We start from the raw sequence: 26,746 nt of genomic DNA, 5'->3' as shown, positions 1-26,746 counted from the left end.
TCATAGCATGTACCCACTTACATTCCCCAAACTATGCCACCAGACCCGCGGCTATCTTCTGAGAGGAAGATAGCCGCTTGGCGTTTATTACTACATGCAGGGGATGATGGACACCGTAGTAGATGCTGGTGGGCATAGTGAAGTGCAGGCATGTGTACTCTGTGTTCTGTATAATCCCTTAATTATGAACCTGCGTTATAAATGGCTTCATAGGCACTCACCATGGCTTTCTCGCTGAAGTGTTGCTCTATATGGTCACGGGCCCGCTGGCCCATAGCGATTGCTGCCGGTTGCTGGTGATAAAAGTGCAGGAGCTCGCGGGTTAGAGCCGGCTGATCGTTTGACGCAATACCACAGCCGGTTTCACCGGGCAAAATGACCTCAGAAATTCCTCCCACTGTGGTCACAATGTGTGGCAGAGCCATCGACATGGACTCAAGCAGTGTAAGGGGAATCCCTTCGGCGATGGATGTCAGCACGAAGGCATCAAAGCGGGCATACTGGCTGCGCATGTCAGTCTGACGTCCGGCAAACTCAATCTGAGCATTGAGCGGGCCTTCCGCGACCATGGCTTCAAGATGAGCGCGCTGGTCGCCATCGCCGACAATGATGAGTTGCGTTTGTTGGGCAAAGTCCGGGCTTTCAATGCAGGCCTGCTGATAGGCTTTGATCAACAGGGGCTGGTTTTTCACCGACTCCAGTCGGGCGACGTGACCAAAGGTGAACCGCTGCCGCGGCTCGTGGTTGGCTGTTGGTGAAAAGTGGCAGGCTGTTGGTGAAAAATAGCGGGTGTTGATCCCGTTACGGATGAGCTGGAGCTGGCGGGGGCGTATGCCTACATCGTTTTTCAGCCAGCGATACAGATCATCAGAGACGGCAACCAGACGATGGATACCGAGAGCACAGAGTTTGCGCAGGTACTGATATTTTTTGACCTTGCCATATGGGTCATACGTATCCCGCCCATGTTCGGCATGAATACGCACCGGTACCCGAGCCAATGCGGCAACAAGCTGGAACTCGATTGTCGCTAGATTATAGGTATGCACCACATCCGGCTTCAGGTCGGTAAGCAACCGGTACATTTCACCATACAGTTTTAAGCTGTTTCCCGGCGATTTGTTTAATGCCATCGTGGTGACGTCCTGCTCAAGCTGCTCCACAATATCGCCCACGGTGGTCAGACTGATGATGGTGTGTTGATAAGCTTCGCCCATCTGGTTGATGCAGTTGACGATCAGCTTTTCCAGCCCGCCAATGTGGAAACCATACACAATGTGAACCACTTTCCTGACCATCGTTTAGCTCCTTGCCTGTGCCTGTGCCTGTGCCTGTGCCTGTGATCGTGGGTTGGGGGATATTTATAGCCTTTTAGTCGTTATCCGCCAGTCTGGCTGCTGAGCAGCGTGGGCTCGGTGCTGGACAGGTACTGTTCAAATAGACGCACAATCTTCTCGCCATTTGCGGTCCAGGTCAGTTGTTTGTCATTGATTGTCTGACGAGCGGCCAGACGCAACCTAGCTTGCTGCTCCGGGTGCTGAATCAGAAATTCGATGGCATTGATCATGGCATCCATGTTTCCGTCCTGAAACAATAAGGCGTTGTGACAATGCACCAGCAGCTCTTTAATATTGTCGGCATCCGGGGCCACAATGGCCTTGCCGCAGGCCAGATACTCAATCAGTTTGAGTGGTGAGCACCAGGGGGTCACCGCAGGCTGAAGCGCAATATCTATCTGCGCCAGCCAGCGTGGCATGTCGTCACGCGGGACTAATCCCGGCAGGTGAATCTGGTGGTTCAGGTTAAGTGCCTTGGCTTTTTCTCGCAGTGCAGGCAAGACCGGCCCGTCTCCTACGACCAGCAAATGCAAATCGGGGTTATTCAGTTCGGCAATTTTATCCATCACGGCATCCAGTCGGTGCCACTCACGGCAGAAGCCGACAAAGCCTATTACGGTTTTTCCCTCAAAATCGGCCATTCGGGCGGGTTGGCTTTCGGCGGCGAACAGCCCGGCGTCAATGCCATTGGGTATGACGGTGATAGATTCTTGGCGTACGCCAGCTTCATCTAGGTATCCGGCCAGCACATGGCTGACAGGCAGGACGTGGTCAGCATTGCGCCAGGCATAGTATTCTGACCAGCGCGCCAGCATTGGCAAAGCGATACCGGTATAGTCATTGCGTTCCTGATAGAGGGGAGAATTGACCTCCAACAACAATGGCAGGCCGTACAGTTTTTTGGCCCAAATACCGGATGGCAAGAACAGGTTATAACGCTCGTAAATCACATCGGGTCGGTGGGTTTTAATTGCTTTTCGGAGTTTGTAAAAATCGAGAAAGCTGTAGCCAAATTCCAGCAGTTCAGCCATGAACCCCGGTAAGGTGCTTCTGAGTCTGGAGACCCATCCCCCGTTGTCTCCAAAATCGGTCTTTTCGCTGATTTCCGGGGCAACCAGAATAATCTCGTGCCCTTGCTGCTTTAAGACCTGGATGATGGCGTCAATATGAACAAACTGTCCGTCTCGGGAAGCTACCCGGTGGTGGTACAAAATTTTCATAAGCTGGCTTCCTTGTCGTGTTCTGTCTCAGATCGGGTGTGCCGAATTGAAGGCGCCGGTAACGGGGGGTTACGGCCGGAGATAATCTGCGTGAATAAGTGGTAGAGCAAATCAGACGTATCATCCCAGGAAAATTGTTCTGCATATTGTCGGGTTTGCCGACGGGACGGACGGTGTGCCAGAAGTTGGCACAGACCTTGGGCGATACTGGAACTGTCACGTTCTACCAAGACGCCAGCTTCCGGCGCGCTTACCACTTCCGGTGTGCCCCAGATGTTGGTGGCGACGACCGGCGTGCCACACGCCATTGATTCCAGCAGAACGTTGGCCCAGCCTTCCCGGCTGGATGCCAGAACAGAAATATCGCTGGCTGCAAAATAGTCCGCCAGTACGCTTTGGGAAAGTCCACCGAGGAAGGTGACCCGTTCAGCCACGCCCAGTTGTGTTGCCAACTGGCGTAATTTGCGTTCATCCGGGCCGGTTCCGGCAATTAACAACAGCGCATCGGGTATCTGTGAGAGGGCTTCTATCACAAGATGATGACCTTTTCGTTCTACAAGCAATCCCACGGAAATGATGACAGGCCGATCTGTAGGCAGTTGTAACGACTGACGTAACGCCGGTTGCGCTATTTCGTCGACGCATCGGAACACATTTAAGTCGACACCGTTGCGTGCTGTTGTTGTTCGCGTCGGGTCAGCGCCATAACCTATCATGGCCTGGCGGAGTGCTTCACACACGGCCAGGTTATGCTGAGAGTGTTTTAAAACATGCTGAATTTGCTGTAATGGGCGAGGATAGCTGGGTATCAGGTTGATATCGGTTCCCCGAGCCGTCACGGTAAACGGCAGGCGTAACGATTGTGCCAGAGCATGAATAGCGACCCCGTCCGGGAAAAAATAGTGCCCATCAATGAGATCGAACTGCTCGCCCTGAGCCTGTAAACGGCCAACCTGATTTTTCAGGCTGTGCGCCAGCGTGTAGGGGGTCAGATTCATGCCGATTTTGGGAATTACCAGGTATCTCGGATGGTACACCTTAATACCGTAGCGGGTTTCCATGTCGGGTACCGCGGCATACCGGCCGTATGCACCGAATCGGGCATGACGAAACGGAAACCAGGGCACCGGAGCGATGACGGTGGCCTCGACATCCGGGTATCTCAGCCGCAGTTGGCGTAACCGGTTTTCAATAAAGACACCGTGCTTAGGATCTTCGGCGTTCGGGTAAAGAGTGGTAATGGTCAATAGTTTCATCAGCGCTGCCTCACCATAAACTGTGCGAACATCAGCAGGCACCAGAGAGAGGCACCGTGATCGCGATACCCTGACTGATGATCCGCAATCATTTTCTTCAGAACATCGACATTGAAAAAGCCGCTGTCGCACATCTGTTCAGACAACACGTTCTGAATCAGCATAGGCTTCAGGCTGGTTCGGAACCATTCGGCAAGCGGAATACTGAATCCCATTTTCGGCCGGTAGAGAATGTCGTGACTGACATGGTTTTCGAGTGCTTTTTTGAAGGCATATTTTCCTTCTGTACCACGGATATTGTCCCGGCTGTCTATTTGGTAGGCCCATTCAATAAATTCGTGATCCAGCAAAGGCGCACGTACTTCCAGGCCATTGGCCATACTCGCCCGATCCACTTTGGTCAGAATGTCCCCGACCAGCCATGTCTTGATATCCAGATACTGTATCTGTTTCAGCGGATCATCGGTCGGCAGGTGCCGGGTGTAGGACTGCAGCAAATCCAGTCCGGTATAGCCGTTGAGTTTCTGGCGGTAAGAGGCGCTGAACAGTTGTCGCCGCTCATCAGCGCGCAGTTTGGAAATCGAGTTTGCATAGCCTTCCACCATGCTCATGGCCAGTGACTGAAACGTGGTTTTGGCCCGCAGAGGGCGAGGAGCCCAATCTGCCTTGGGGTAAAGGTGTCCGAGAGAGCCAAACAGTGGTTTACGAATCGGACCAGGGATGGCATCCCGCAGTTTCTGCTCCGCAAGGTGCATTCGGTGTCGTCTGTAACCACCAAAAATTTCATCTCCACCGTCCCCGGATAATGCGACTTTGACATGCTGGCTGGCAAGCTGGCACACCTTGTATGTGGGTAGGGCAGAACTGTCTGCGTACGGCTCGTCATAAATCGCCGTCATCTGCTCAACCAGGCTGATATCGTTTGGGCTGATGATGTGTTGATGGTGGCGGGTGCGGTAACGGTCTGCTATTTGACGGGCATAGTCGCTTTCATCATACGCTTTCTCATCAAAGCCGATGGCGCAGGTGTTGACGGGGGCATGTTGTAGCTGTGCCATTAAAGCCACTATGGCACTGGAGTCGACGCCGCCGGACAGGAAAGCGCCGAGAGGCACATCGGCGATCATACGAACGGCCACGGCTTCTTCCAGTTTTTCCAGCAGCGCTTCCTGGGTTTGTTCCCATGACAGTATGTTTGACGGTGCCGCTAAATCCCAGTATTGGCGGGGGTGAATGTGGCTGCCGGGAGTCAGCGTCAGGGTGTGTCCGGGGTTGAGTTTAAAAATGTGCTGATATGCACTGAATGGTTCAGGAATATACCCGAACATGAAAAACTCTTCGGCCATTTCCGGACGCAGTGTTGTGTCAATGTCCGGATGCCCGAGCAGCACTTTTAACTCGGAGGCAAACAGAAACTGGCCGTTACGGGTCACGGTATAAAACAGCGGTTTCTTACCCAATCGGTCTCTTGCCATGAACAGGGTTTGGCGATTAGTGTCCCATAGGGCGAAGGCGAACATCCCCCGAAAGCGTTCTACACATTGTTCCCCCCATTCTTCCCAGGCATGCACAATCACTTCGGTGTCACTGAGAGTCCGAAATTGGTGGCCTAGGGTCATCAGCGTGTCTGCCAGTGACTGAAAGTTATAAATCTCGCCGTTAAAAACCACCACCACGCTGTGATCTTCGTTAAACAGCGGTTGGTGGCCTCCAGAAAGGTCGATGATGGACAAGCGGCGATGGGCCAGTGCGGTGTTGCTGTCGAAGAAATAGCCTTCATCATCTGGGCCTCGGTGGCTTTGCAGACGATTGATCCGTTTCACTAACTCTTCATCGATCGGAAACGGCTGGCGCAGGTTAAAAATCCCTGAAATCCCACACATATCGTCCTCTCCTTTTGACATTAACGGGTAGCTGAGCTGTTTCCTTGTTGGCTTTATGCCGGTTTTTTGCAAAAGCTTATTGCCAGAACTTGCTACAAGCAGTTACGACAAGGGGTTACTGCATGGGATTACTGCAAGTTTTTTGCCATAACGTCTGCTTCGGCGTTGGTTGCCGCCGACCAGAGTCGGGCAAAGTGAGCCGCCTGCTGATCATCGGAACTGGCAATGGCAAAAACATCGGCATATCCGCTGCCGCCGCGGATCAATTGGCCAGCTTTGTACAATTTGATGGTGAGCGGATCGCTGCTGCAGAACTCACTGATGCAGTACCAGTAAACCACCTGCATTGTGTCACCCCGCTGATTGGTCAGTGACAGGGTTGCGGCCGAGGTGTCAGTCTGTAGTGATAGTTGTCCGCTACGTTGTATCGCCCATTTCTCTTTATCAAACAATTGATTATCACTGCTGATAAGTTCGCCTTCAGGTTGCCACAGAGCGTAACGGGCGGTATACAGCAGCGCGTTGCCGTCAGTGCTGACAGCCAGTTTGGCTATAGACGCATGCGGAAATTGAATGCCCCACAACTTTTCCATCTCAAGGGATGTCGCTGGCTTTGTGTCCGGAGGTGAGGGGAGATGACTGACAGATTGTGTCACGACACTGCCGGCCAGCAACGGTGACGTGTCTGTCACCGGATCCGGCACGGCTGTCATGCTGCGCCCCCAAAGTGCAAAGCATAATAGTAATGCGGATAACAACCCGATTGCTTTAATTGGCGAGGTGCCGCTGGAGTGAGGCTGCGGCGAAAAGGTCTCTTGCTCACGCTGTTTGTCCGCAAACAGGCTGGCAGTCAAATAAATGCACAGAATGACCAGACTGAAAAAGACCCAGCCGTACACCAAATGATCGGCACCGGTAGCGTGTTTCATGTCAGACAGGTAGCCGATGAGAATAATGCCGTAGGCACGGATACCGTTGGCAATGATCGGGAAAATAAAGGAAAACCCGACAAACAAAATCCGCTTCCAGGGTTTTGTGAACTGGAGATAGGCAAATAAAGTACCCAGAGCCACGCTGGAAATCAGAAAACGAATACCGGAGCAGGCTTCGGCCACAAAGAACTGGCCGTTGGGAATGGTCAGATACCAGCCGTCCCGGTATACCGGAATCCCCGATAGTTGCAGAAAGACAATGCTTAAATCGGCGGTCACGGTTTGCAGTGAAGGAATCAGCTCTTCGCCGAACGGAATGCAAAATGTCAGGTAAGCAATCGGAAACCACATTACTTTTGCTCGGGGCGTGCCGATCATTGCCCACAGCAGAAGCTGCAGGCTGAAAATGGCGGCTGCGTGCTCAAACAGCGCGACTCCGCCGGCTTTACCGACCAGCCAGAGCATACCGGGAATCGGCATCAGGAGAATGGGTAACCAGGCGACATCACGAGGCAGTTGACTGATTTGCTGGCGATGTTGCCAAGCAACCCAAAGGCTGATGGGCGCAATCAGATAACCATGCTCATAGGTTTTGGATTGCCCCCATACGGTAGCCATGTCCATCAGCGGCGCATAGAACACCAGTCCCCAGCAAAAGATGGGGAGTAACACTAACAAGGGTTTGTTCTGTTCCATGGTCACCTCTTCTTAATACCTTGGCTACAGTTCCTGTGCTTCTTTGACCGCACAGCCGGGCGGATTGGTATTCGTATCATCTCCCCTCAAACCTTCATGGCGCTGTGTGGCGGGATCAGACTGGGTCGCCAGAGAGGGCGAGTCCAGGTAATCCAGCAGCGGGCGCAGCTTGGCTTCCCAGCTGAAGTGCTGCTCTATCCAGTTGCGTGATTCACTGGCCACAATATGGGGCTGGTTGAGTTTGTTGAGCAGCCATTGGCTAATCACGTCAGGAGAATCAGCAACCTTCAGTTGCGATGTCGGGTAATCTTCCATGCCCTCAATGGTCAGAGAAGAAACAACAACCGGTTTCGCCATCGCCATGGCTTCCAGCATTTTATTCTGAACGCCGCGTGCAATTTGCATGGGAGCAATCGCTGCTTTGGCATATTTAAGGTAGGGGCGCACATCTTCCACCCGACCAGTGACCACGACGCCGGGTTGGTTATTGAGTGCGGTCACTTTCGGGCCCGGCGAACTGCCAACCAGATAGACCTTGGCGTTCGGATCGGCGGCTCTGACTTTGGGCCAGACCTCACGGCAAAACCAAATCACGGCGTCTTCGTTGGCCCAGTAGTCCATTGCACCGGTAAAAACGATGTAGTTATCACTCTCAAGCGAATAGATCTCGCCCAAATGGCAATCCGCCTCGGGCGAAAAAAAGGCACTGTCGAGCCCATTTTCCAGTGGATGAATTTTGCTCCGTACCGCTGTGGGCAGCATGGCTTTGAATGTGTCGGTTTCGGTCTGGGTGACAAAGCAACTGACCTGAAAGGCTGCGGCAACCGCCTGTTCGTAAGCTGCCAGAGTGCGGTGCTCCCGCTGATAAACGGCCTGCATGATCCCCTGAGTCTTGTCGGCATACTGGCGCCACTTATCCGAATCAATATCGGCAAAGTGCATCACGGTGTGCAGGTTTTCCTGATGTTTCATCACATACTGTGCCATGCACCCTGAGTAGAGAAATGCCTTGCGGATAGCGTATTTTGCAATGGTTTGGTCAACCCAGGTCTGCATGTGAGCGCGCGCGTAAAAGGGAACCGTGATGGGTTGTCCGGTCAGCAGGGCTGTGAGCCCCTTTATCTGGCTGTATCGGCGCGACAGCGGCATGATATGACAGCTGGCGCAAAACTGCGCCACATCTTGCTGGTACTGTTTGTCAAACGCGTCATCCACAAAACAGCCTAAATGAATGTCAAAATACCGGCTGAGAAATTTCAGGATATTGTAAGTGGTAATTTTATCCCCTTTGTTTGGCGGAAAAGGGATGCGGTGACAGAGATACAGTAACGGCTCTTTCATAACAACTACCCCAAGTATTTTGACAGCAACGGGCCAAGGCGACGGCTCAGGCTCAGTGGCAGCTTCTGCCAGAGCTGAATAAAGTAACGGTATTTCGGGTTGTTCGGTGACAGATTCGGCAGAGCCTGAGCTTTGACCAGGGCCACCCGATAGTTCAGTGGTGTTTCTTCCATGCCCCAGTGCTTTTTGTATTTGTAGGATCCCGAATCATTTTTACTGCGTCCGAAATCAAACTGACGAATTCCTTTCTGATGGGCAAGCTGCATCAGCTGGAAATACATGAAGTCGTTACTTTTCAGATCCCGGGCATCAAGAGTGCCACCGCCATAGTAGGGCAGCACTTCGCCTTTGTAGTAAAAGCTCAGCACGCCGGACACCGGTGTCTGCGCGTGATCCCGGATAATCAGTGTTTCACATTGCTCCCCGAATTGCTGTTTCAGGCTGGTGAACAATTTGTCTGAAAAAACCGGTGTGCCGAGATTGCGTACGCTTTCTGAGTACAGGTCGAAACATTCTGCCGGGTTATCGCTATTGTCCCAGCTCAGCGCATTTTTCTGCGCGTGGCGAATCACTGCACGCTGCTTGCGCTTGATAGCGGTCAGAATTTGCTCCGGATCGTCCGGTAATGTGCATCCGAAGGAGGTGTGATGGCTATGGGTCACCCAGGGACCTTTGCTTTCGACCGGATTGCGATCGCGCAGCTCGACATAGTCTACATTCAGGTTGCAGCCCAGCTCATAGGCCGCTTCTTCCAGCTTCTCACGCACGGAATCACTGTCAGCCAGCGCGCCGCCGTAGACGCAGAAAGGGGTCGACACCAGTGAATGCCCAAACAGCCAGCTTTTCTGCTCAAAAAGGGGTAATACCCCCACCACCTGTTTATCCTGCTCTGCCAGCATGTAGTGATGGCGATGGCCAAACACAGACTGAATCACATCAAGCCAGCCGGAGAGGTGAAAAAAGCTGCCTTGCGGATGGGTGTCGACGTACTTATCCCAGGCATTGTGCTCGGTAGGCGTTAACTTCCGTATTGATAGCGTTTCCATGATCGTCCTGCCCGTCTAATTGATAAACATTGCTGATCGTGTTCCATTCAAAATCCTGAACCAGTCGCGACAGCTTGCGTTCCATTCGATGTAAGTTGATGTAGTGACGAAAGCGCGATTTGGCTGACAGCCCTGAGGGACGAGGCTGAGCCGGATCTATCTCCCAGGGGTGAAAGTAAAAACTGTATGGCTGGCCGGTTTCCTTGATGTAAGCTTGAATCAGGTATCGGCTGAGCCGATAAGGGTAAAATCGGAAATATCCGCCGCCGCCGATGGGGACATTTCGACCCCAACGGGTGAGGGTCGGAATTGGGATTTCAACAATCCCTTCTTGTCGGACATGTTTGAACCTGGGCCAGTCGGGGACGCCATACAGATCGTGCTTAATCGGGTAAGTACTGCTGGTAAACTGAAAGCCCAGCTCTTGCAGTACGTCAAAGGCCCACTGGTTTGACTGGTCTATGGAAAAGCTCGGGGCGCGATAGCCATTAACGGCCTGGCCGGTCAGGTCTTCCAATAGATGCTTGCTGCGCGCCACATCGTCCCAGAATACATCCGGCGATTGGCGGTTTGCGTGCTGGTGGGCAAAGCCGTGACTGGCAACTTCATGTCCCTGCCGATGAATGGCTTTCACCAGCTGCGGACAGGCATCAGCGACCCAGCCGAGAATAAAAAAAGTGGCTTTTACGTTGTACCGGTCGAACAGTTCCAAAATTCGATGCGTGTTGGCTTCGACCCGAAGCGGGTATGTGGTTCCCCATTCGTGGCGTTTTACCACAGGTGAAAGAGCCGCAACCTGGAAATAGTCTTCCACATCGACAGTCATGGCATGACAGCGAGGCTGAGCGGGAGTGGCGTCTTTTCGGGTCGAAATATCACGGGCATCGAATGTTTGCATAGCTACCTTCCTCTTCCGAACAGAACAATTTCAGAGGTTCTGATCAGAATTAAAATATCCAGCATCAGGCTGCGGTGCTTGATGTAATAGAGGTCAAACTTCAATTTCTCTACTGCATCATCCATGCCATCTCCGTAAGGATATTTCAGCTGGGCCCACCCGGTCAGCCCGGGCTTGACCCGGTGTCGATGCGAGTAATAGGGGATATGGTGTTCAAATTCCTCAGAAAATTGCGGACGTTCCGGTCTTGGGCCGACAAAACACATGTCTCCCCGAAAGACATTAAATAACTGTGGAAGCTCATCGACGCGGTATTTTCGGATGATACGACCCACCCGGGTGACACGGCTGTCACCTTTGGTGGCCATTTGTGCCCCGTTTTTTTCTGCATCGGTACGCATACTGCGAAACTTGTAGATGGAGAAGACTTTCCCCCGTAGACCGACCCGTTGCTGAGAGTACAGTACCGGGGATTTCAGACCGTCTTCCAATTTGATGGCGATGATGGTCAGAAGGATTAACGGCCAGCATACGGCAAGAATAATTAACGCTAATGCGCTATTAAACAACCAGTTGAAAATACGTGAAAAGATATTTTCCTTATTGTGGTTGTTGTAAATAACAAACGAAGGGTAAATATGGTTAACCGCAATTTGACCGGTTTCCCGTTCTACAAAATCAAGAATATCCGTAATTAAAATGTTTTGCATTTTGCAATGGAACAGGCTTTCAGTCGGAAGATTATTCCGGCGTTCATCCAACGCAATCACGATTTCATCGATACCGTTTTCAAACACATATTGTTCTAAAGGAACGGTTAATTCGATTTTATTCATGTTCGGATCTTGAGTTTCTTTATCGCCTTTAAAAGGGACATAACCGACCAATTCAAAATGGACCCTGTCTTTTTTACGGCGCATGCAGGTATTGATCAGCGTGGCGCGTTCCCCGCAACCCAGTAAGAGCACCCGGCGTCGGCCAATGTGTTCGTATTGTTTACTGATGGCGATATAGCGGGCAATCACAAGCACGGCAAAGGCTGAAGCATACAGAACCAGCTTACTGGTGGCAGGCAGACTCAGCGGGGGAATGACAATGGAAAGTGTAAACGTCAAAATATAGGCGAGTACAATAGCCACAGCAATCCGAACGGTAATACCGCTGAAAGATTCCCGTAACTTTTCGTTGTACAGACCGACGGCTAACAGTGTGAGCTGAATCGGCAGTGTAAAAAAGAACAGATGGAGAATCAGCGGCAGGCTTTTTAACCCATGAAAGTACTCCGGATAATAAACCGGAAGGTAATGGAAACTTAAATAAAAAAGACTGACTAACAAAAATATGTCAGTCACGATGAGTGTGGTATTACTCAGATTTAAATCATGAAAACGTGTATTTGCCATAGCTTTCCCTGACTTATAGCTAAATATGAACGTTATGCTGGTATGGATAATTGTAGTGTAGAAAAAACTTACACAATAAAAAAATCATATATAGTTAGTTTTATACAAAACTCTTTTTAGCACGCTGCAACACATTGGAAATACAGGCATCAATTGCGCTGAAATGTGGAAAGACCAGGATGGATAAGGATATGAAAAGAAGAGTATTTAGCGCTAAGCAGGCAGGGATCGCAGTCTTGATGTTGTCGGGATCGATAGCAGGATGCTCTAGTGGTAACCTTCCGCAACTACCAACCGCCACCACCCAGCCTTCACTTACCAAAAATGTCAGGGATTACAAATATCTGATCGGTCCCGGTGACAGCCTGAGCATTTTTATCTGGGGGAACCCTGAAATCTCAGGCAGTTACACCGTGCGGCCTGACGGCATGATTTCTACTTCGTTGGTTGAAGATGTCCCCGCTTCTGGTCGTACCCCGACAGACCTGGCCCGCAGCCTTGAGGCACGACTGGCCGAGTATATTCGCGACCCCATAGTGACCGTTATGGTGTCCGGTTTTATTGGCCCTTACAGCGAGCAGGTGCGGGTGATTGGCGAAGCCTCTCAGCCTCAGGCGATTAACTACCGTGAGAACATGACCTTGCTTGACGTTATGGTTCAGGTCGGTGGCTTAACTGATTACGCAGACGGCAATGATGCCCGCCTTATCCGGGTTGTTAACGGACGCCAGCAACAATATGGGCTGCGTATGGGGGATCTGATCCGTGACGGTGACATCACGGCCAACATCGATATTTTACCGGGTGACATTGTCATTATTCCTGAGTCCTGGTTTTAAGGGGGCGTCTGTATGAAGGAACAGCTGGATCTCCTGATTCAATACCTTAACGGTATTTGGTTGAATCGTCGGTGGATCTGGATGACGGCATGGGTTATTTGTCCGCTGGGTTGGATTGCCGTCACCCTGATGCCAAATCAATACACGTCTGAAGCGCGGGTTTATGCTGACACGCAGACGATCCTAAAACCCCTGATGCAAGGTCTGGCGATCAATGCCGATCCGTCACAGGAACTTCGCCTGATGGTGAAAACGCTGCTGAGTCGGCGCAACCTGGAAACCATTGCCCGTTACACTGATGCTGATGTGAAAACCCGCACCACAGAAGAATATGAAGATCTGCTGGATACCCTGAAATCAGATATCAGCATTCAAAGTGCCGGTAAAGAAAACCTCTTTACTATCAGTTTCACCGGTAAAGATGCGCAGTATGCGCAGGATGTGGTTCAGGCATCACTGGATGTGTTTGTTGAAAATGCCGTCGGGCAGAAGAAGATGGACACCCGGCGTGCCAATGAATTCATATCAACCCAGCTGGCGGAATATGAAGCTCGATTGCTGGATTCTGAAGCCAAACTGGCTGATTTTAAGCGAAAGAATGCCGGTTACTTGCCGGGGTCTGAGCGAGGCTTTGTCGCTAAATCAGAACAAATGAAAAGCGAACTGGAGGAAACGCGGCTGCAGTTGCGTGAAGCCCAGTCCAGTCTGATCTCTGCCCGGCGCCAGTTGGATCAGGAAACCAATCTGGCGTCTAAACAGAGTTCTGGGTTTAAAACGGAGTATGACCTGCGGCTTGAAGCCCTGCAGACCCGATTGGACAGTTTGCTGTTCCGCTTTACGGAAAGGCATCCGGATGTTCGTGAAACCCGCCGTCAGATTGAAGAGCTGAAGACACAGCAAAGCAGCAGCGGTAGCAATGCCGCGCAACTGGCATTAAATCCAGTATTGCAGGAAATGAAGTTGACGGTCGGACAAATGGAAAATCAGGTAGCTTCTCTGAAAGCCAGGGAAGAGAGCCTGATTGAAAAGATTCGGATTAATGACGAAAAGTTGGAGTATCTGCCAAAAATCGAAGCAGAACTGACCAGCATGATGCGTAACTATGAGGTGACGAAGGGGCAGTATGACGAATTGCTTTCTCGTCGGGAGTCGGCCTTGTTGTCGCAAAGCCTGGATGCCAAGTCCGATCAGATTTCGTTCCGGATTATCGATCCACCTTTGCTGCCACGGGAACCGTCTGGTCCGATGCGTCCGCTATTCCTGACTGTTGTGCTGATTCTGGCGGTAGGCGTAGGGTTTGCACTGGCGTTTATTGCCAGCCAAATCTGGTCAGTGGCATTCTCACCTACGCAAATTTATAAGCAATTGCAGTTACCGGTATTTGGGGTCGTGTCGGCAACAGAGCTCTCTGGCCTGAAAAAAATTGAGCGGTGGCGAATGTTGCGTTTCTCGTTCGTCAGTGTCTTGCTGCTGGTGTTTTTCGTCTGTTTTGTGGTCATCAATAGCATGCCTTCAGTGCATCAATTGATAATGCAGGGTAAGGAGATGTTATGAGCATTATTCAAAAAGCACTGAAAAAAGGGGGCGGTAAAAAGCCGGGTAAGCAGGGGATGATTGCCCGCGCGATGGATAAGTCCAAAGAGCGGGAACAGAGCCCCTCATCGAATCTGCTTGCATCGGGCAGTCGCTTACCAAACACGTCTATGGCTGAGAGGTCTATGGCAGATATGGATAGCCATACCGGTTATTCCCAGTCTGCGGTAGGGCAGGAATCGGTGCTTGCGTTTACCGGTGAAGCAGAACTGTACATAGATACTGAGCGGCTGAAAAAAATGGGGATGGTTTCCCATACGGATGAGCAGGCGAACTCGCAAATTACCAATGAATTTCGTTCTATCAAACACAAATTGCTCTATAACGCGTTTGGTCCCGCTTCTGAGACCCTCAAGTCCCCGAACATGGTGATGGTGAGCAGCCCGAATCCGATGGAAGGGAAAACCTTCACCTCCGTCAACCTGGCGCTGAGTATCTCTTCGGAAAAGGACAAAACTATTCTGCTGATCGATGCGGATGTGCTGAAACCCAGCGTGAGCAAAACCCTTGGTCTGGATGAAAAGCCGGGCCTGATTGAGTACCTGCTGGGTGAAGTCAGTGATATTTCAGAGGTGATTTATACCACCAATATTCCGAATTTACGTTTGCTGCCGGCTGGCAGACCGCACCACCTGAGCAATGAGTTGCTGGCCAGTGACAAAATGGAGAAGCTGACCAGAGAGTTGTCAGCCCGCTATGTGGATCGCATTCTGCTCTTCGATTGTCCGCCGCTGCTGTACGCGGTAGAAACCACTACGATCGCAAAATTTATGGGACAGGCGATGATTGTGGTGGAGCAGTCAAAAACCCGGATGTCTGATATTGAACAGGCTATTTCGGAGCTGAACAGGGAAATGGTGATTGGGTTTATTCTCAACAAAGCGACCCGTGGAATAAATAGTCGATATGGATATGGCTATGGATATGGTCTTCAAACGAACAGCGATTAGTGCATTTCTGGCACAGCTACTGCTGCTACCACAAACCGGCGGCGCGGCAGAGGTGGAATTTATCCCTTTTGTCGGAACCAGCCTGGTCTTTACTGATAACGTCGATCAGGCGTCTTCAGATCGTCGTAACAGCCTGATTTCAACCATTGACGCCGGCCTGAGTGCTGATATCACAGGTAATGACGGCAACCTGCTGTTTAATTATGAGCTTAGTCAGCTCTTCTACAGCCATGATTCCAGCGAAAACTCGGCCTATCAGGAACTCACCTTTAATGCGGATAAAGGATTATGGGACAGTGGCTTTCGAGTCGATGCTGATGCATCCATTTCCAATCTGGCGCGTGCTATCGATGAGAACGCCAATGCTGACATTTTCAGTGGGGATACCATAGAGAGTAAATCGGCCGAAGTCGGTTTGAGCTATCAGTCTAATCCGCTGAGCAGCATTAACTTCTATGGACGGGTTTTCACCGCTGTCGCGAACTATGAAGATGACATCGGTAATTACGATCGGTACGGCGGTGAATTTAACTTCGAAAACGGTCAGCGTGTCCGGGATCTCTTCTGGGATATCGAGGGCAGTTATGACTATAAAAACGGCCACAAAGGCGCGCCAAACACCGAGCTGAAAATTTTACGCGAAGTGATAGGGTTGCAGACTATTCATCACTGGTCGCCGCTTATTCGCCTGAACTATGAAGATTACAACGGTGTTTCCGAAGCGGACAGTACGGACGCGCTGAGTTGGGGGCCGGGGCTCCGGTATTACTGGACAAAAACGTCATACCTTGAACTGAGCTATAACTTCTCCGAAACCGACGGGATCTCAGACTTCTGGGCTGGTTCGATACACCTGAATCCGTCGCCGAGAACTGAATTTTTTGTTTCTTATGACAAGCGTTTCTTCGGGGATGCGTACGAGGTGTTTTTCTCGCATCAAACCCGTCGCCTGACCAATGCGATTAGCTATACCGAAGAAGCCACCAGTTTTGACCGTGACACCTTTACCTCAGGCTCTGACATCGCGGAGTTTATTCTCAGCAGAAAACTGGAATGGACAACAACGCTGGAAGCCCGTCGCACCGATTATGTGCTGACGTTGTTCTATAACCAGCAGCGTCCGCTCAATGACAATTCTGAGGAAAAGGATGAAGACGGATACGGTATCAGCATGGATATCACCCATGAACTGTCGCGGCGGCTTAGTGCCCGTATTGGGTTGTCTTATGAAGATTACCGTTTTCGGAACCAGGCGGAACCCGAGCAAAAGGATGAGTACTGGACTGTGGCGTTCGATACAAACTATGAGCTGAGTAAGAACATGTTTGGCTCAGTAGGGTATGAGTTCAACCAGCGTTCCTCGTCAATTACGGACAACGAATATGACGAGAACCGCGTTTACCTAGAAGTCAGGGTGGAATTTTAATTATGTACGAAGCACATTTTGGGCTGACGGACAAACCCTTCAAACTCAGCCCGGATCCCAGATTCTTTTATGCCAGCCCGTTCCACGAAAAGGCGGCGTCGTACCTTGAATATGGCTTGTCACAGGGCGAGGGGTTTATCGTGGTCACCGGGCCGATAGGTACCGGAAAAACTACGATTGCCCGAAACCTGCTGGCTTCTCTGGATGATTCCATCGAAGCAATTCAGATCGCCACAACCCGGCTCACGCCAGAAGAGTTGGTACGGTTGGTAGCGGCCAAATTTGGGATACCGGTAGAAGGCCTGGATAAAGCCGCAATTCTGAAACGCATGGAGCAGGCTTTGCTGAAATTGCATCAGCAGGGTAAGCATGCGCTCTTGCTGGTGGATGAAGCGCAAAACCTTCCGGCCGAGACAGTGGAAGAGCTGCGAATGTTATCGAATTTCCAGCTTGATGACCGTCCGCTGATTCAGAGCTTTTTGCTGGGGCAGGAGGAGCTCAAAGCCATTATTGCTCTGCCGGAAATGGAGCAGTTCCGCCAGCGGGTCATTGCATCCTGCCATCTTCAGCCGTTTGATACCGAGCAAACCCGCGATTACATTTTGCACCGCTTACATCAGGTTGGCTGGGAGGGAAACCCGGAACTGGACGAGGCGATTTTTGCCAAAGTCGCTGAGCAAACGGCCGGTATTCCCCGCAAGATTAACATCCTGATGGATCGCTTGTTTCTTTATGCTTACCTTGAAGAATTGCGCATTATCGATGAGGACGCCGTTCAGCAGGTGATTGATGAAATGGGCGAAGAATTCTCTGGCTCTATCAGTACTCAGCACGCCATGGCTCCTCTCTCCGATTCCCTGCATTCCGCGGCGGGTGCGGGTTTTCATCCGGAGAATAGTTTGTCACAAGGTCGCTCTGCACTGAGTGATCATGAAATGGATAAAATCCTGTCTACGCTGGATTCAGTGAAAGAGGTACTGGACAAGGTCATTGAACGCAAAGTTGCCACAATTCGTTACCTAGACAATCTCATCCTGAAAAAGCGTCGATTATCCGATCAGCTTGGCGGCTCCTCTGCGGTATCCAATGGCAATGAGGGGGCTGAGACAGATGCCGCAGAAAATGTTCTCGGGGAAGATGCCTTTCCGGCTCCCTCGTCGTACAGCGGGGAGATCACGTCATCTCAACCCCGTGAGGGCAACAATGACATGGATGGGAACACTCAAATCGAAGATGCTGATAATCTTAAACTCGAGAGCAAACGTTGGGTTCAGGCCCTGATGAAAGCCCATCAAGAATAATGAAATTGGACGAAAACAAAAAACAAGGCAGGTCAACGACCTGCCTTGTTTTTTTGTTGCTTACGGTTCTCGCCGTTTTACTGCTAAGACCCGGTGGTTTCTTCAGTGTTTGCCCCAACGAACTTGTCGTGGGGCGGGTTTAACAGGCCGATATAAGAAGGCCGATTTATCTGTACGCATGTCGCTTATTCAGCGCATTTATTACTGCGTCGTGGAGGAAGGCGCATCGGCGTTCAGGCTGAATTTTTCAATCAGCGTGTAGAGGGTCGGGCGGGTAACGCCCAGCAGATTGGCGGCGCGTGAGATATTGCCATCGGTCATGGTCAACGCTTTGCTGATTGCTTGCTTTTCCGCTGCATCTCGAATCTGGCGCAGATTAAGTGGCATTTTTTCCTGTGCTGAGGCGTCCACTGATGTCAGAGCCAAATCAAATTCAGAAATGACCTTGCCGTCCGCCATAATGGCGGCTGATTTAATCTTATTCTGCAGCTCACGAATATTCCCCGGCCAGTGATACTGACACAGCGCTGCGATGGCCTCGTCGGTAAAGCCATTGATTTTGTGCTGAGTCTGCTGGTTGGCAAGATGGAGGAAGAAACGGGCGAGTAGTACGATGTCTTCTCCGCGCTCGCGTAAGGGTGGGTTGTCGATAGTAATTTCACTGATGCGGAAGAATAAATCTTCGCGAAAGGTTTTTTCGGTCATCATCTGTTGCAGGTTCTGGTGGGTCGCACAGATGATTTTGACATCAACCGGGATTTCCTGGCGTCCGCCGACACGCTCGATGACTTTCTCCTGCAAAAAGCGCAGAATTTTTGCCTGTAACGGATAAGGCATGTCGCCAATTTCATCCAGAAACAGGGTGCCGCCATTGGCGTGTTCGATTTTCCCGATTGTGGTTTTATGTGCGCCGGTAAAGGCCCCTTTTTCAAACCCGAACAGCTCGCTTTCCAGCAGATGCTCTGGAATCGACGCACAGTTAATGGCCACAAAAGGTTTGTCATGACGCGGGCTGCGATCGTGAATCGCCCGTGCCAGCACTTCTTTACCGGTTCCGCTTTCACCAAGGATCAGGGTGGAAATTTCACAGGCCGCAATACGATCCACCATCCGGCAGACATGCTGAATCTGTGGGCTGTTACCGATAAACCCGTGGCTGTCGAGCGAGGACTGGCGCAGGCGGATATTCTCGCTTTCCAGATTCGTAATGACAAAGGCGCGGGCAATGATCACAGACAGAATCTCATCATCAATCGGCTTCTGATAAAAGTCATGGGCCCCCAATTCAATGGCTTTGAGTGCGTTATCTTTATCATCATTGCCAGTGATCACTATCACTTTAGTATTCGGACACAGGTCAAGGATTTCCTTGAGAGTCTGCAGCCCTTCAGAGGCGTTTGTCGGATCTGGCGGTAGACCCAAATCCAGAGTAACCACTTTGGGTTCATAGCGGCGCAGGGCGGTGATGGCTTCCTGTCGGTTGGCCGCAAATACGACGTCATAATCGGCCAGACACCACTTCAGCTGCTTCTGAATTCCCGGATCATCTTCGATAACAAGCAGTGTTTCCATACGTTGCCTCTCTTGTGGTTATTCTTTGAGTATAGTTGGATTTTTTTGTGGTGAACGGGTGCTGAGGGGGACCGCCAGCACAAAGCGCGTGCCTTGTTCAGGGGCGGACTGTACCGTGACATGCCCGCCGAGTTGTTCAATCATGTTCTTGGCATCGTAAGCCCCGATTCCCATTCCGGCGTTGCCTTTGGTGGTATCAAACGGTTTGAACAAACGGTGCTGAATGAAATCCTGACTCATCCCATGACCATTATCGGTGATATCAATCTGGCAGTGGTTACCGGTTACCTGCAGGGTGATGTCGACCTGCCCCTGTGCATCGGTTGCATCCTGTGCGTTTTGGATCAGATGGTTGAGGATGTTTTCAAAGCGCTCTTTATTGGCATCGAGGCGGATTGGCTCGTGGGTAAGGTCACGAAAAACAGGGCACGGCTCCTGCACGGAGCGGGTCTGGCAAACCTGGGCGATCACCGGCGCGATTTCGATGTGCTGCGTGCTGTCGGCATCAATACGTTTGCTGCGTAGCTGGCTCAGCACATTATTCAGTCTGTTGACCGCAGACTCGACGGTGTCGAAAGCATCATCAATAAATTCCGGATTGTGCTTGTGACGGGCAGCATTGCGGCTGAGCAGCTGTAGCTGAGCCACGACGTTTTTCAGGTCGTGCACCAGAAAAGAAGACATGCGGTTAAAGGTGTCGAACTGCTGGCTTTCAGCCAGCTTCTGGTTGGCTTCATACATCGTCAGATAAACGGCGAGTTGACTGCCGATGGCATGCATCAGATCCCTGTCTTCCCAGTCGACGGTATCGGTTGACGTCGGGCGGGAGAGCAGGAACACACCCTGGAAACCACCGTCAGAATGCACCGGTACCAGCACAGAAAATGGTGCAGGGGCGGGAAGCCGGTCATGTTCAACAGAAAACGGCGGTACTTCGTAACCGGCTTTGAGTTTCTCGAAATCAATGATCCAGTCGTGTTCGATAGCCGGCAGACCCAAGTGTTCCAGCAGATAGGTTGCCTCGGGTGACGCCGCCGCACAGCCGTCATGAGAGACTGCCTGTAACCGGCCATTCTTCATGCTGGCCAGCAGTCCTGCGGTGCAGCCGAATGGTCCCCGCATGGCAGCCAACGCATTGTCATAAGGTGAACGTTCGTGGTGTTCCAGACTGGCGCAGAAAGTGATCCATTCCTGGCGATATTCATACTTATTGGCGAAAAAGTGCTTGGCGATAAAAACCTTGAGCCGCCTGCGCAGCGGAGAGGACAGAAACAGACTGGCCAGTACTAAACTGCTAAGGGCAAAGAAAATGGTCTGCGCGGTGTCTGCCCAGGAAACGCCGGCCGCTTTGATAAAAAAGCTGACGATTGACATGGCCAGCAGGTAGATACCGGCAACCAGGATCAAGGTGCTGTGATAAATGACATCCCTAGAGACATACACCCGGCTGGCCCAGCGATTCAGGCGTCGGGTTGTCAGGACAATGAGCGGAATGGCTGTTGCGATGATCCATCCCCGACCATCCCAGAATGAGGGGGCAATGACATTGGTCAGGAAGGCATCGGCGTAAAGGGCAAAATTGTAACCATAGATCATCCCGAGCCCGAGGCAGATAGGCTTGATGGCCTGCAATTCCTGACGATGGCTGCGGCGGTACAGGTTTTCGATGAACCAGAGGCCAATGATGGCCTGGCAGAGATGCGCAAAGAAGAATACTTTCTGGTGCAGGAAAGGCACCAGCAATCGACAGATTTCCAGCGTAGCGACCAGAAAGATCACGCCACACAGTATCATCAGTTTATGCTTGATCACCTCGGACAGGCGCTCGGCACTGATAATTGTGCCAAGTAACAGCAAACTGAGAATGCCGTTAAAAAGGCTTTCCGTCACCAGCGAAAACAGCAACGGATATCCGTAAATTAGCTGCAAGCCGGTGGTGCCTGCCCAGACAGCCCCGGACACACACACCAGCTGAAGCAGGCTCTTTTGCAGGTTCACCTGCCGGTATGTTGTCAGCAGCAACAGCAAAAGTGCCGCAAAACCGGTTGCGGCAACAAAGTAGCCCACGGGTCCCAAAAGAAATTCCAATGCTGAGTCCTTTTTTGTGGAAGTTTCTTATTATGAGACTAGACGAATTTGCCTCTGGCGGTGAAATCCGTGACCGTGCTTTGTGGCAAAATGTCTACCGGTGGTTAGCTGATGTCATGGAGAGGGCGGAGACTGAATCGACTCACAAATGGCATCGAGTGGCAGCCATTGCTGAAGGGTCTTGCGGGAATCTTCCGGTTCGTTACTGCTGGCGTAGATAGAAAATGCGATAAAGACAAATGGCAGACAGTTGAGTGTCAGTATCAGTAAAAGCTTGTTCATGCCGAATCCCCAAATTGTGTATGTCTCATCTCCCTGATTCGTTACTGCTCCTGTTTATGTGTTTACTGTAGAACACCACATTTGCGCACGTTGGCTTAATGATAAGAATGTTTTTTGGGAGTGTGGCAGATGGGCTGCTCGGAACATAACAAACCCGCAAGCCTGAAAGAATACGGTGTCAGTATGAATAAATCGTCGCGCATAAATCATAGGGGACTGTAACTGGCAATATGACAGGCCAATTTTTTATTTTTGTTATAAAAAGCAACTCATGTCTTTGTTAAATGACACATCCACAGACATGGCAATATAGGTGGCACTCACTGGTTTTTTTTCAACTGATCGTCGATGACACTGTGCAGAAAAGACAGTGCCGCACGATGATCGCTGCGACTCATAAACCACTGTTTTTGATTGGTTTCCAGTGGCAGGAGTTCTAACCAGCGCTGACAGACCCAGGTCATATCGTTATAGTCGGGCATGGGGTAGTTAGCTGCATGCTCAGGGTATTCTTCAAACAGAGCCTTGAGGCTGCTTGAAATATCCCGGTCAACAAATTTTATTTCAGTCGGTGACCAGTTGGACAGTGGAGTGACATCGCCAAAGCGAAGGGCATCCTCCTCTTGCCAGTGTTTGTTGATCACATACTTTTCTACCCCTTTAACCGTGATACCCAGTAAACCATCGGGGAGTTGCTCAAAATCTGTAATGATTGCCCGGGTACCGAAATGACACAATGTCTCGCCGTCTTTCATACAGAGTCCGAACCCTTCGCCTGAGGCCATAGCCAGTTTAACCAGGCGAGTGTAGCGGGGTTCGAAAATCCTCAACTTACTGATCCCACCAGGGAGCAGATACAGCTGTAACGGGAATAGTGGTAACTGCATAGTTCTAGCCTTTACTGACGTTATTCTTTATTAAGTACGGTCCAACAGAAAGTTGGGTTTGCTATAACGTTCAGGAAAAGTATAAGCAGACAACTTTTGGATGCTGTCTGCTTTTCGATACTAGCTAACAGCGGCTTTTATCGCAGAGGTCAGTTGTCTAAGTTCTTGTTGACTAATGATAAAAGGGGGCATTATGTAGACAAGTGTGCCAAAAGGGCGAATCCAGACACCCATGTCTACAAAAGTCTTCTGAATCTTGGCCATATCGACCGGTTGATACAGCTCGACCACTCCTATCGCACCCAGCCAGCGAACGGCTTTAACCGCGGGAAGCTGACCGATCGCCGGAAGCTGTTCAGCCAATTGATTTTCAATCTGTTTTACCTGCTTTTGCCAGTGTCCGTTGGCAAGCAGATCCAGGCTGGCATTCGCCACCGCGCAGGCCAGCGGATTGCCCATAAAGGTAGGGCCGTGCATGAAGCAGCCCGCCTCGCCACCACATACCGTATTTGCGACATGCGTGGTCGTCAGTGTCGCCGAAAGGGTCATATAACCGCCGGTTAACGCTTTTCCGACACACATAATATCAGGACTGATACCGGCGTGTTCACAGGCAAATAATTTTCCGGTTCGGCCAAATCCGGTGGCAATTTCATCGGCAATCAGCAATACCCCGTATTCATCACACAGTTCACGAACCCGTTTCAGGAAGTTCGGATGGTAAATTCGCATGCCTCCGGCGCCCTGTACGATGGGTTCCAGGATCACTGCGGCCAGCTCGGTATGATGGGCGATAAGTTTGGTGCGAAAATCATCGACATCTGATTCATCCCACTCATCAAAAAAACCGCACTGCGGGGAGTCGGCAAAAATGTGTTCAGGCAGAAACCCTTTGTACAGGCTGTGCATGGAGTTGTCCGGGTCGGTGACTGACATGGCGGCAAAGGTGTCGCCGTGATAGCCGTGCCGGACAGTCAGAAACTTAGGGCGTTGCTCACCTCGGGCGTGCCAGTACTGCAATGCCATTTTCAGGGAGACTTCCACCGCCACCGAGCCTGAATCGGCCAGAAAAACATGTTGCAATGGCTCCGGACTGATGGCGACCAGCTTGCGGCACAATTCCACTGCCGGCTGGTGGGTAATACCGCCAAACATAACGTGTGCCATCTTATCAATTTGCGACTTTGCTGCTTCATTCAGCATAGGGTGGTTGTAGCCATGAATGGTCGACCACCAGGAAGACATGCCATCAACCAACTGCCGACCGTCTTCCAGAGTCAGATAAACGCCTTCAGCATGGGTGACGGGATAGCAGGGAAGAGGAGCCTGGGTAGACGTGTAGGGATGCCAGACATGTTTCTGGTCAAAATCTAAATCCACCGGTTTGTTGTTATTTTGCACAGATGTAAACCTTTCTATTTCTTTATGGTTGACAGTCTACTGGCTCGAAGTAGACTAGCCAAGTATTAGGAAGCACATAACAATAATTTTTGGTGTGGCAACAACGGCATGCCAAGAACAATAAAAACGAGGTTTTACACGTGGAAGTACGTCACGACTGGACAGTCGAGGAAGTTCAGGCGCTTTTCAATAAGCCGTTTATGGATTTGCTGTTCGAAGCACAGCGAGTACATCGCCAGCACCATGAACCGAACAAAGTGCAGGTCAGTACGCTGCTGTCGATCAAGACCGGTGCCTGTCCGGAAGATTGTAAATACTGCCCGCAAAGCGCGCATTATCGCACCGACGTTGACCGGGAGCGTTTGATGGAAGTCGAGCGGGTACTGGATGCGGCAGGTAAAGCCAAGGCGTCAGGCTCTACGCGTTTTTGTATGGGAGCCGCCTGGAAAAACCCGAAAGAACGTGACATGCCTTACCTGCTGGAAATGGTACGCGGCGTAAAAGCCATGGGGCTGGAAACGTGTATGACCCTGGGCATGATCACTGGCGATCAGGCCAATCAGCTGGCGGATGCTGGGCTAGATTATTACAACCACAACCTGGATACCTCGCCGGAGTTCTACGGCAATATTATTACCACCAGAACCTACCAGGATCGCTTGGATACGCTGAGCCATGTGCGTGATGCGGGTATGAAGATTTGTTCAGGCGGCATTATCGGCATGGGAGAAAGTGCCCGTGACCGTGCGGGTCTGCTGGTAGAACTGGCGAATCTGCCGGTGCATCCGGAAAGTGTGCCGATTAACATGCTGGTTAAGGTGAAAGGCACGCCACTGGAAACGGTGGATGATACCGACCCGTTTGATTTTATCCGTATCATCGCGGTTGCCCGTATTATTATGCCGCAATCTGCGGTACGACTGTCTGCCGGACGTGAAAAGATGAACGAGCAGATGCAGGCGCTGTGTTTCATGGCTGGTGCCAATTCCATTTTCTATGGCTGTAAACTGCTGACTACCCCAAATCCGGGTGAAGACAAAGACATGCAGTTGTTTGCCAAGCTGGGTATCAACCGGGACGAGCAAAGTGCCAAGCCGGATGAAATCCAGGAGCAGGAGTTGCTGAACCAAGTGGCAGAGCGGATGGCTGCCCGTCCGGGGAAAGACGATCTGTTCTACGATGCATCCCTTTAATCAACGCATCCAGTCAGCCCTTGCCGCGCGCCAGTCGCAAGGGTTGTATCGCTCACGCACCTGCCTTGAGCGTCAGGACTGTCAGGTGCTGGATACCGGTTCACTTTCTCAAGCCTCATCTCCCCACCATGCTAAACGGTGCCTGAACTTTTCCAGCAATGACTATTTGGGTCTGGCGCAATCTCCGGCCTTGGTCGAGGCATGGCAACAAGGGCTGACGCGCTATGGTGCTGGCAGCGGCGCATCCCCGCTGGTAACGGGGTATCAGCCAGCACATCATCGATTAGAGAAACAGCTTGCAGACTGGCTGGGCTATGATCGCGCACTGCTGTTCAGTAGCGGTTTTGGTGCCAACCAGGCGCTGCTGTTTACACTGTTGCAAAAAGGTGATCTGCTGATTCAGGACAAACTCAACCATGCTTCGCTGATGGAGGCGGGCATGCTGAGCGAGGCAACCATGCGGCGTTTTGCGCATAACGACACCGATGCACTGGCGCAGTTACTGGCTAAGCAGACAAATGTCACTTCGGCTGAAACTGTGAAAATGGTGGTGACCGAAGGGGTGTTCAGTATGGACGGTGACTGTGCGCCTTTGGCTGCCATGCAAACATTGTGTCATGCGCATCAGAGTTTACTGGCCGTGGACGATGCTCATGGCTGCGGTGTGCTTGGCGATGAAGGCCGGGGAAGTTGCGATCAGGCTGGTATCCGCCCGGATATTTTAGTGGTGACGTTCGGTAAAGCTTTTGGTTTGCAGGGGGCTGCGATTCTTTGCAACGAGGATCTGGCTGAATATCTGGTGCAGTTTGCACGGCATTATATCTATTCGACAGCGATTCCACCGGCACAGGCTCATGCACTCAGTCAGGCGTGCAGTATGATTCAGCAGCAGCACTGGCGCCGTGAAAAATTGCAGGAGCTTGGGCACATCCTGGCGGAAGCACTCGACCCGGCAGTAGAGCTGGTGGCAACTGATACTCCCATTAAGCCGGTACTGGTTGGCGACAGCCAGCGCGCGGTTGCAATGTCAGAGCAACTGCGGGACCGGGGCATTTGGGTCAGCGCTATACGTCCACCGACGGTGCCGGTGAATTCCTCCCGCCTGCGAATCACGTTGACGGCTAATCATGAGCCGTCGGATATCAGACAACTGGCCAATGCCATCAACGAGGTTTTTCATGCGCAGTGACGTGAAAATGATG

21 protein-coding genes are annotated in these 26,746 nt (G+C 51.3%); 7 read left to right on the top strand and 14 right to left on the bottom strand.

All coding sequences use genetic code 11. The features are described 5' to 3' along the window. Positions 1-182: 182 nt before the first annotated feature. From FH974_RS09825 to FH974_RS09785, 9 genes are all read right to left on the bottom strand, one after another. Complete coding sequence (locus tag FH974_RS09825; RefSeq protein ID WP_047884173.1) at positions 183-1,298, bottom strand: glycosyltransferase; 1,116 nt, start codon at positions 1,296-1,298, stop codon at positions 183-185. Between the two features lie 80 nt (positions 1,299-1,378). Beyond that, positions 1,379-2,557: a glycosyltransferase family 4 protein gene (locus tag FH974_RS09820; protein ID WP_047884174.1), complete on the bottom strand. Its 1,179-nt coding sequence runs from the start codon at positions 2,555-2,557 to the stop codon at positions 1,379-1,381. Further along, complete coding sequence (locus tag FH974_RS09815) at positions 2,554-3,813, bottom strand: glycosyltransferase family 4 protein (protein WP_084712477.1); 1,260 nt, start codon at positions 3,811-3,813, stop codon at positions 2,554-2,556. The genes FH974_RS09820 and FH974_RS09815 overlap by 4 nt, the downstream gene beginning before the upstream one ends. Continuing rightward, the gene (locus tag FH974_RS09810; RefSeq protein ID WP_047884175.1) at positions 3,813-5,696 is read right to left on the bottom strand and encodes an XrtA/PEP-CTERM system amidotransferase; all 1,884 of its coding nucleotides are present in this window, start codon (positions 5,694-5,696) and stop codon (positions 3,813-3,815) included. Before FH974_RS09810 ends, FH974_RS09815 begins: the two co-directional genes overlap by 1 nt. 128 nt (positions 5,697-5,824) lie before the next feature. After that, the gene (xrtA, locus tag FH974_RS09805; RefSeq protein WP_207103241.1) at positions 5,825-7,324 is read right to left on the bottom strand and encodes an exosortase A; all 1,500 of its coding nucleotides are present in this window, start codon (positions 7,322-7,324) and stop codon (positions 5,825-5,827) included. A gap of 24 nt (positions 7,325-7,348) precedes the next feature. Next, complete coding sequence (locus FH974_RS09800; protein WP_053061740.1) at positions 7,349-8,665, bottom strand: TIGR03087 family PEP-CTERM/XrtA system glycosyltransferase; 1,317 nt, start codon at positions 8,663-8,665, stop codon at positions 7,349-7,351. A gap of 5 nt (positions 8,666-8,670) precedes the next feature. Then, positions 8,671-9,711: a FemAB family XrtA/PEP-CTERM system-associated protein gene (locus FH974_RS09795; protein ID WP_047884176.1), complete on the bottom strand. Its 1,041-nt coding sequence runs from the start codon at positions 9,709-9,711 to the stop codon at positions 8,671-8,673. Beyond that, the gene (locus FH974_RS09790) at positions 9,656-10,609 is read right to left on the bottom strand and encodes an XrtA system polysaccharide deacetylase (RefSeq protein ID WP_084712478.1); all 954 of its coding nucleotides are present in this window, start codon (positions 10,607-10,609) and stop codon (positions 9,656-9,658) included. Before FH974_RS09790 ends, FH974_RS09795 begins: the two co-directional genes overlap by 56 nt. Before the next feature lie 2 nt (positions 10,610-10,611). Beyond that, on the bottom strand, positions 10,612-12,012 hold the full coding sequence (locus FH974_RS09785; RefSeq protein WP_047884177.1) for a TIGR03013 family XrtA/PEP-CTERM system glycosyltransferase: 1,401 nt from the start codon (positions 12,010-12,012) through the stop codon (positions 10,612-10,614). Between the two features lie 191 nt (positions 12,013-12,203). On the opposite strand from FH974_RS09785, the gene FH974_RS09780 reads away from it, so the two are divergent. The 5 genes from FH974_RS09780 to FH974_RS09760 are packed head-to-tail and all read left to right on the top strand — an operon-like array spanning position 12,204 to position 18,121. Beyond that, a complete protein-coding gene (locus tag FH974_RS09780; RefSeq protein WP_047884178.1) occupies positions 12,204-12,851 on the top strand; it encodes an XrtA/PEP-CTERM system exopolysaccharide export protein in 648 nt (215 codons plus the stop codon). Positions 12,852-12,863: 12 nt separating this feature from the next. After that, positions 12,864-14,405, top strand: a complete 1,542-nt coding sequence (locus tag FH974_RS09775; RefSeq protein ID WP_047884179.1) for an XrtA system polysaccharide chain length determinant — start codon at positions 12,864-12,866, stop codon at positions 14,403-14,405. Then, complete coding sequence (locus FH974_RS09770) at positions 14,402-15,394, top strand: XrtA-associated tyrosine autokinase (protein WP_107193800.1); 993 nt, start codon at positions 14,402-14,404, stop codon at positions 15,392-15,394. The genes FH974_RS09775 and FH974_RS09770 overlap by 4 nt, the downstream gene beginning before the upstream one ends. Continuing rightward, a complete protein-coding gene (locus FH974_RS09765; RefSeq protein ID WP_047884180.1) occupies positions 15,363-16,820 on the top strand; it encodes a TIGR03016 family PEP-CTERM system-associated outer membrane protein in 1,458 nt (485 codons plus the stop codon). Before FH974_RS09770 ends, FH974_RS09765 begins: the two co-directional genes overlap by 32 nt. A 2-nt stretch (positions 16,821-16,822) precedes the next feature. After that, positions 16,823-18,121, top strand: a complete 1,299-nt coding sequence (locus tag FH974_RS09760; protein WP_084712480.1) for an XrtA/PEP-CTERM system-associated ATPase — start codon at positions 16,823-16,825, stop codon at positions 18,119-18,121. A gap of 201 nt (positions 18,122-18,322) precedes the next feature. Here FH974_RS09760 and prsR read toward each other — a convergent pair whose 3' ends face one another. The 5 genes from prsR to bioA all read right to left on the bottom strand — a co-directional run bounded on the left by prsR (position 18,323) and on the right by bioA (position 24,330). Then, entirely contained in the window at positions 18,323-19,693 is a 1,371-nt protein-coding gene (gene prsR, locus FH974_RS09755) for a PEP-CTERM-box response regulator transcription factor (RefSeq protein ID WP_047884181.1), read from the bottom strand. Positions 19,694-19,711: 18 nt separating this feature from the next. After that, positions 19,712-21,781 (bottom strand): XrtA/PEP-CTERM system histidine kinase PrsK, encoded by a 2,070-nt coding sequence (prsK, locus tag FH974_RS09750; protein WP_084712481.1) that lies wholly within the window; start codon positions 21,779-21,781, stop codon positions 19,712-19,714. Between the two features lie 114 nt (positions 21,782-21,895). Next, positions 21,896-22,063 carry a hypothetical protein gene (locus FH974_RS09745; RefSeq protein ID WP_157038307.1) on the bottom strand — a complete coding sequence of 56 codons (168 nt, stop codon included), beginning with the start codon at positions 22,061-22,063 and terminating at the stop codon, positions 21,896-21,898. A 320-nt stretch (positions 22,064-22,383) separates the two neighbouring features. After that, a complete protein-coding gene (locus FH974_RS09740; RefSeq protein WP_047884183.1) occupies positions 22,384-22,950 on the bottom strand; it encodes an LON peptidase substrate-binding domain-containing protein in 567 nt (188 codons plus the stop codon). Positions 22,951-23,070: 120 nt separating this feature from the next. Further along, complete coding sequence (gene bioA, locus FH974_RS09735; RefSeq protein WP_047884238.1) at positions 23,071-24,330, bottom strand: adenosylmethionine--8-amino-7-oxononanoate transaminase; 1,260 nt, start codon at positions 24,328-24,330, stop codon at positions 23,071-23,073. Positions 24,331-24,491: 161 nt separating this feature from the next. On the opposite strand from bioA, the gene bioB reads away from it, so the two are divergent. Beyond that, positions 24,492-25,544, top strand: coding sequence for a biotin synthase BioB (bioB, locus tag FH974_RS09730; protein WP_047884239.1), 1,053 nt, complete (start codon positions 24,492-24,494; stop codon positions 25,542-25,544). Next, positions 25,531-26,733, top strand: coding sequence for an 8-amino-7-oxononanoate synthase (gene bioF / locus FH974_RS09725; RefSeq protein WP_047884184.1), 1,203 nt, complete (start codon positions 25,531-25,533; stop codon positions 26,731-26,733). Before bioB ends, bioF begins: the two co-directional genes overlap by 14 nt. Positions 26,734-26,746 lie beyond the last annotated feature (13 nt).

It is taken from the genome of Photobacterium ganghwense (genome assembly GCF_017329545.1).
Lineage (GTDB): Bacteria > Pseudomonadota > Gammaproteobacteria > Enterobacterales > Vibrionaceae > Photobacterium > Photobacterium ganghwense.
This window is presented reverse-complemented; position numbering and strand designations above follow the sequence as displayed.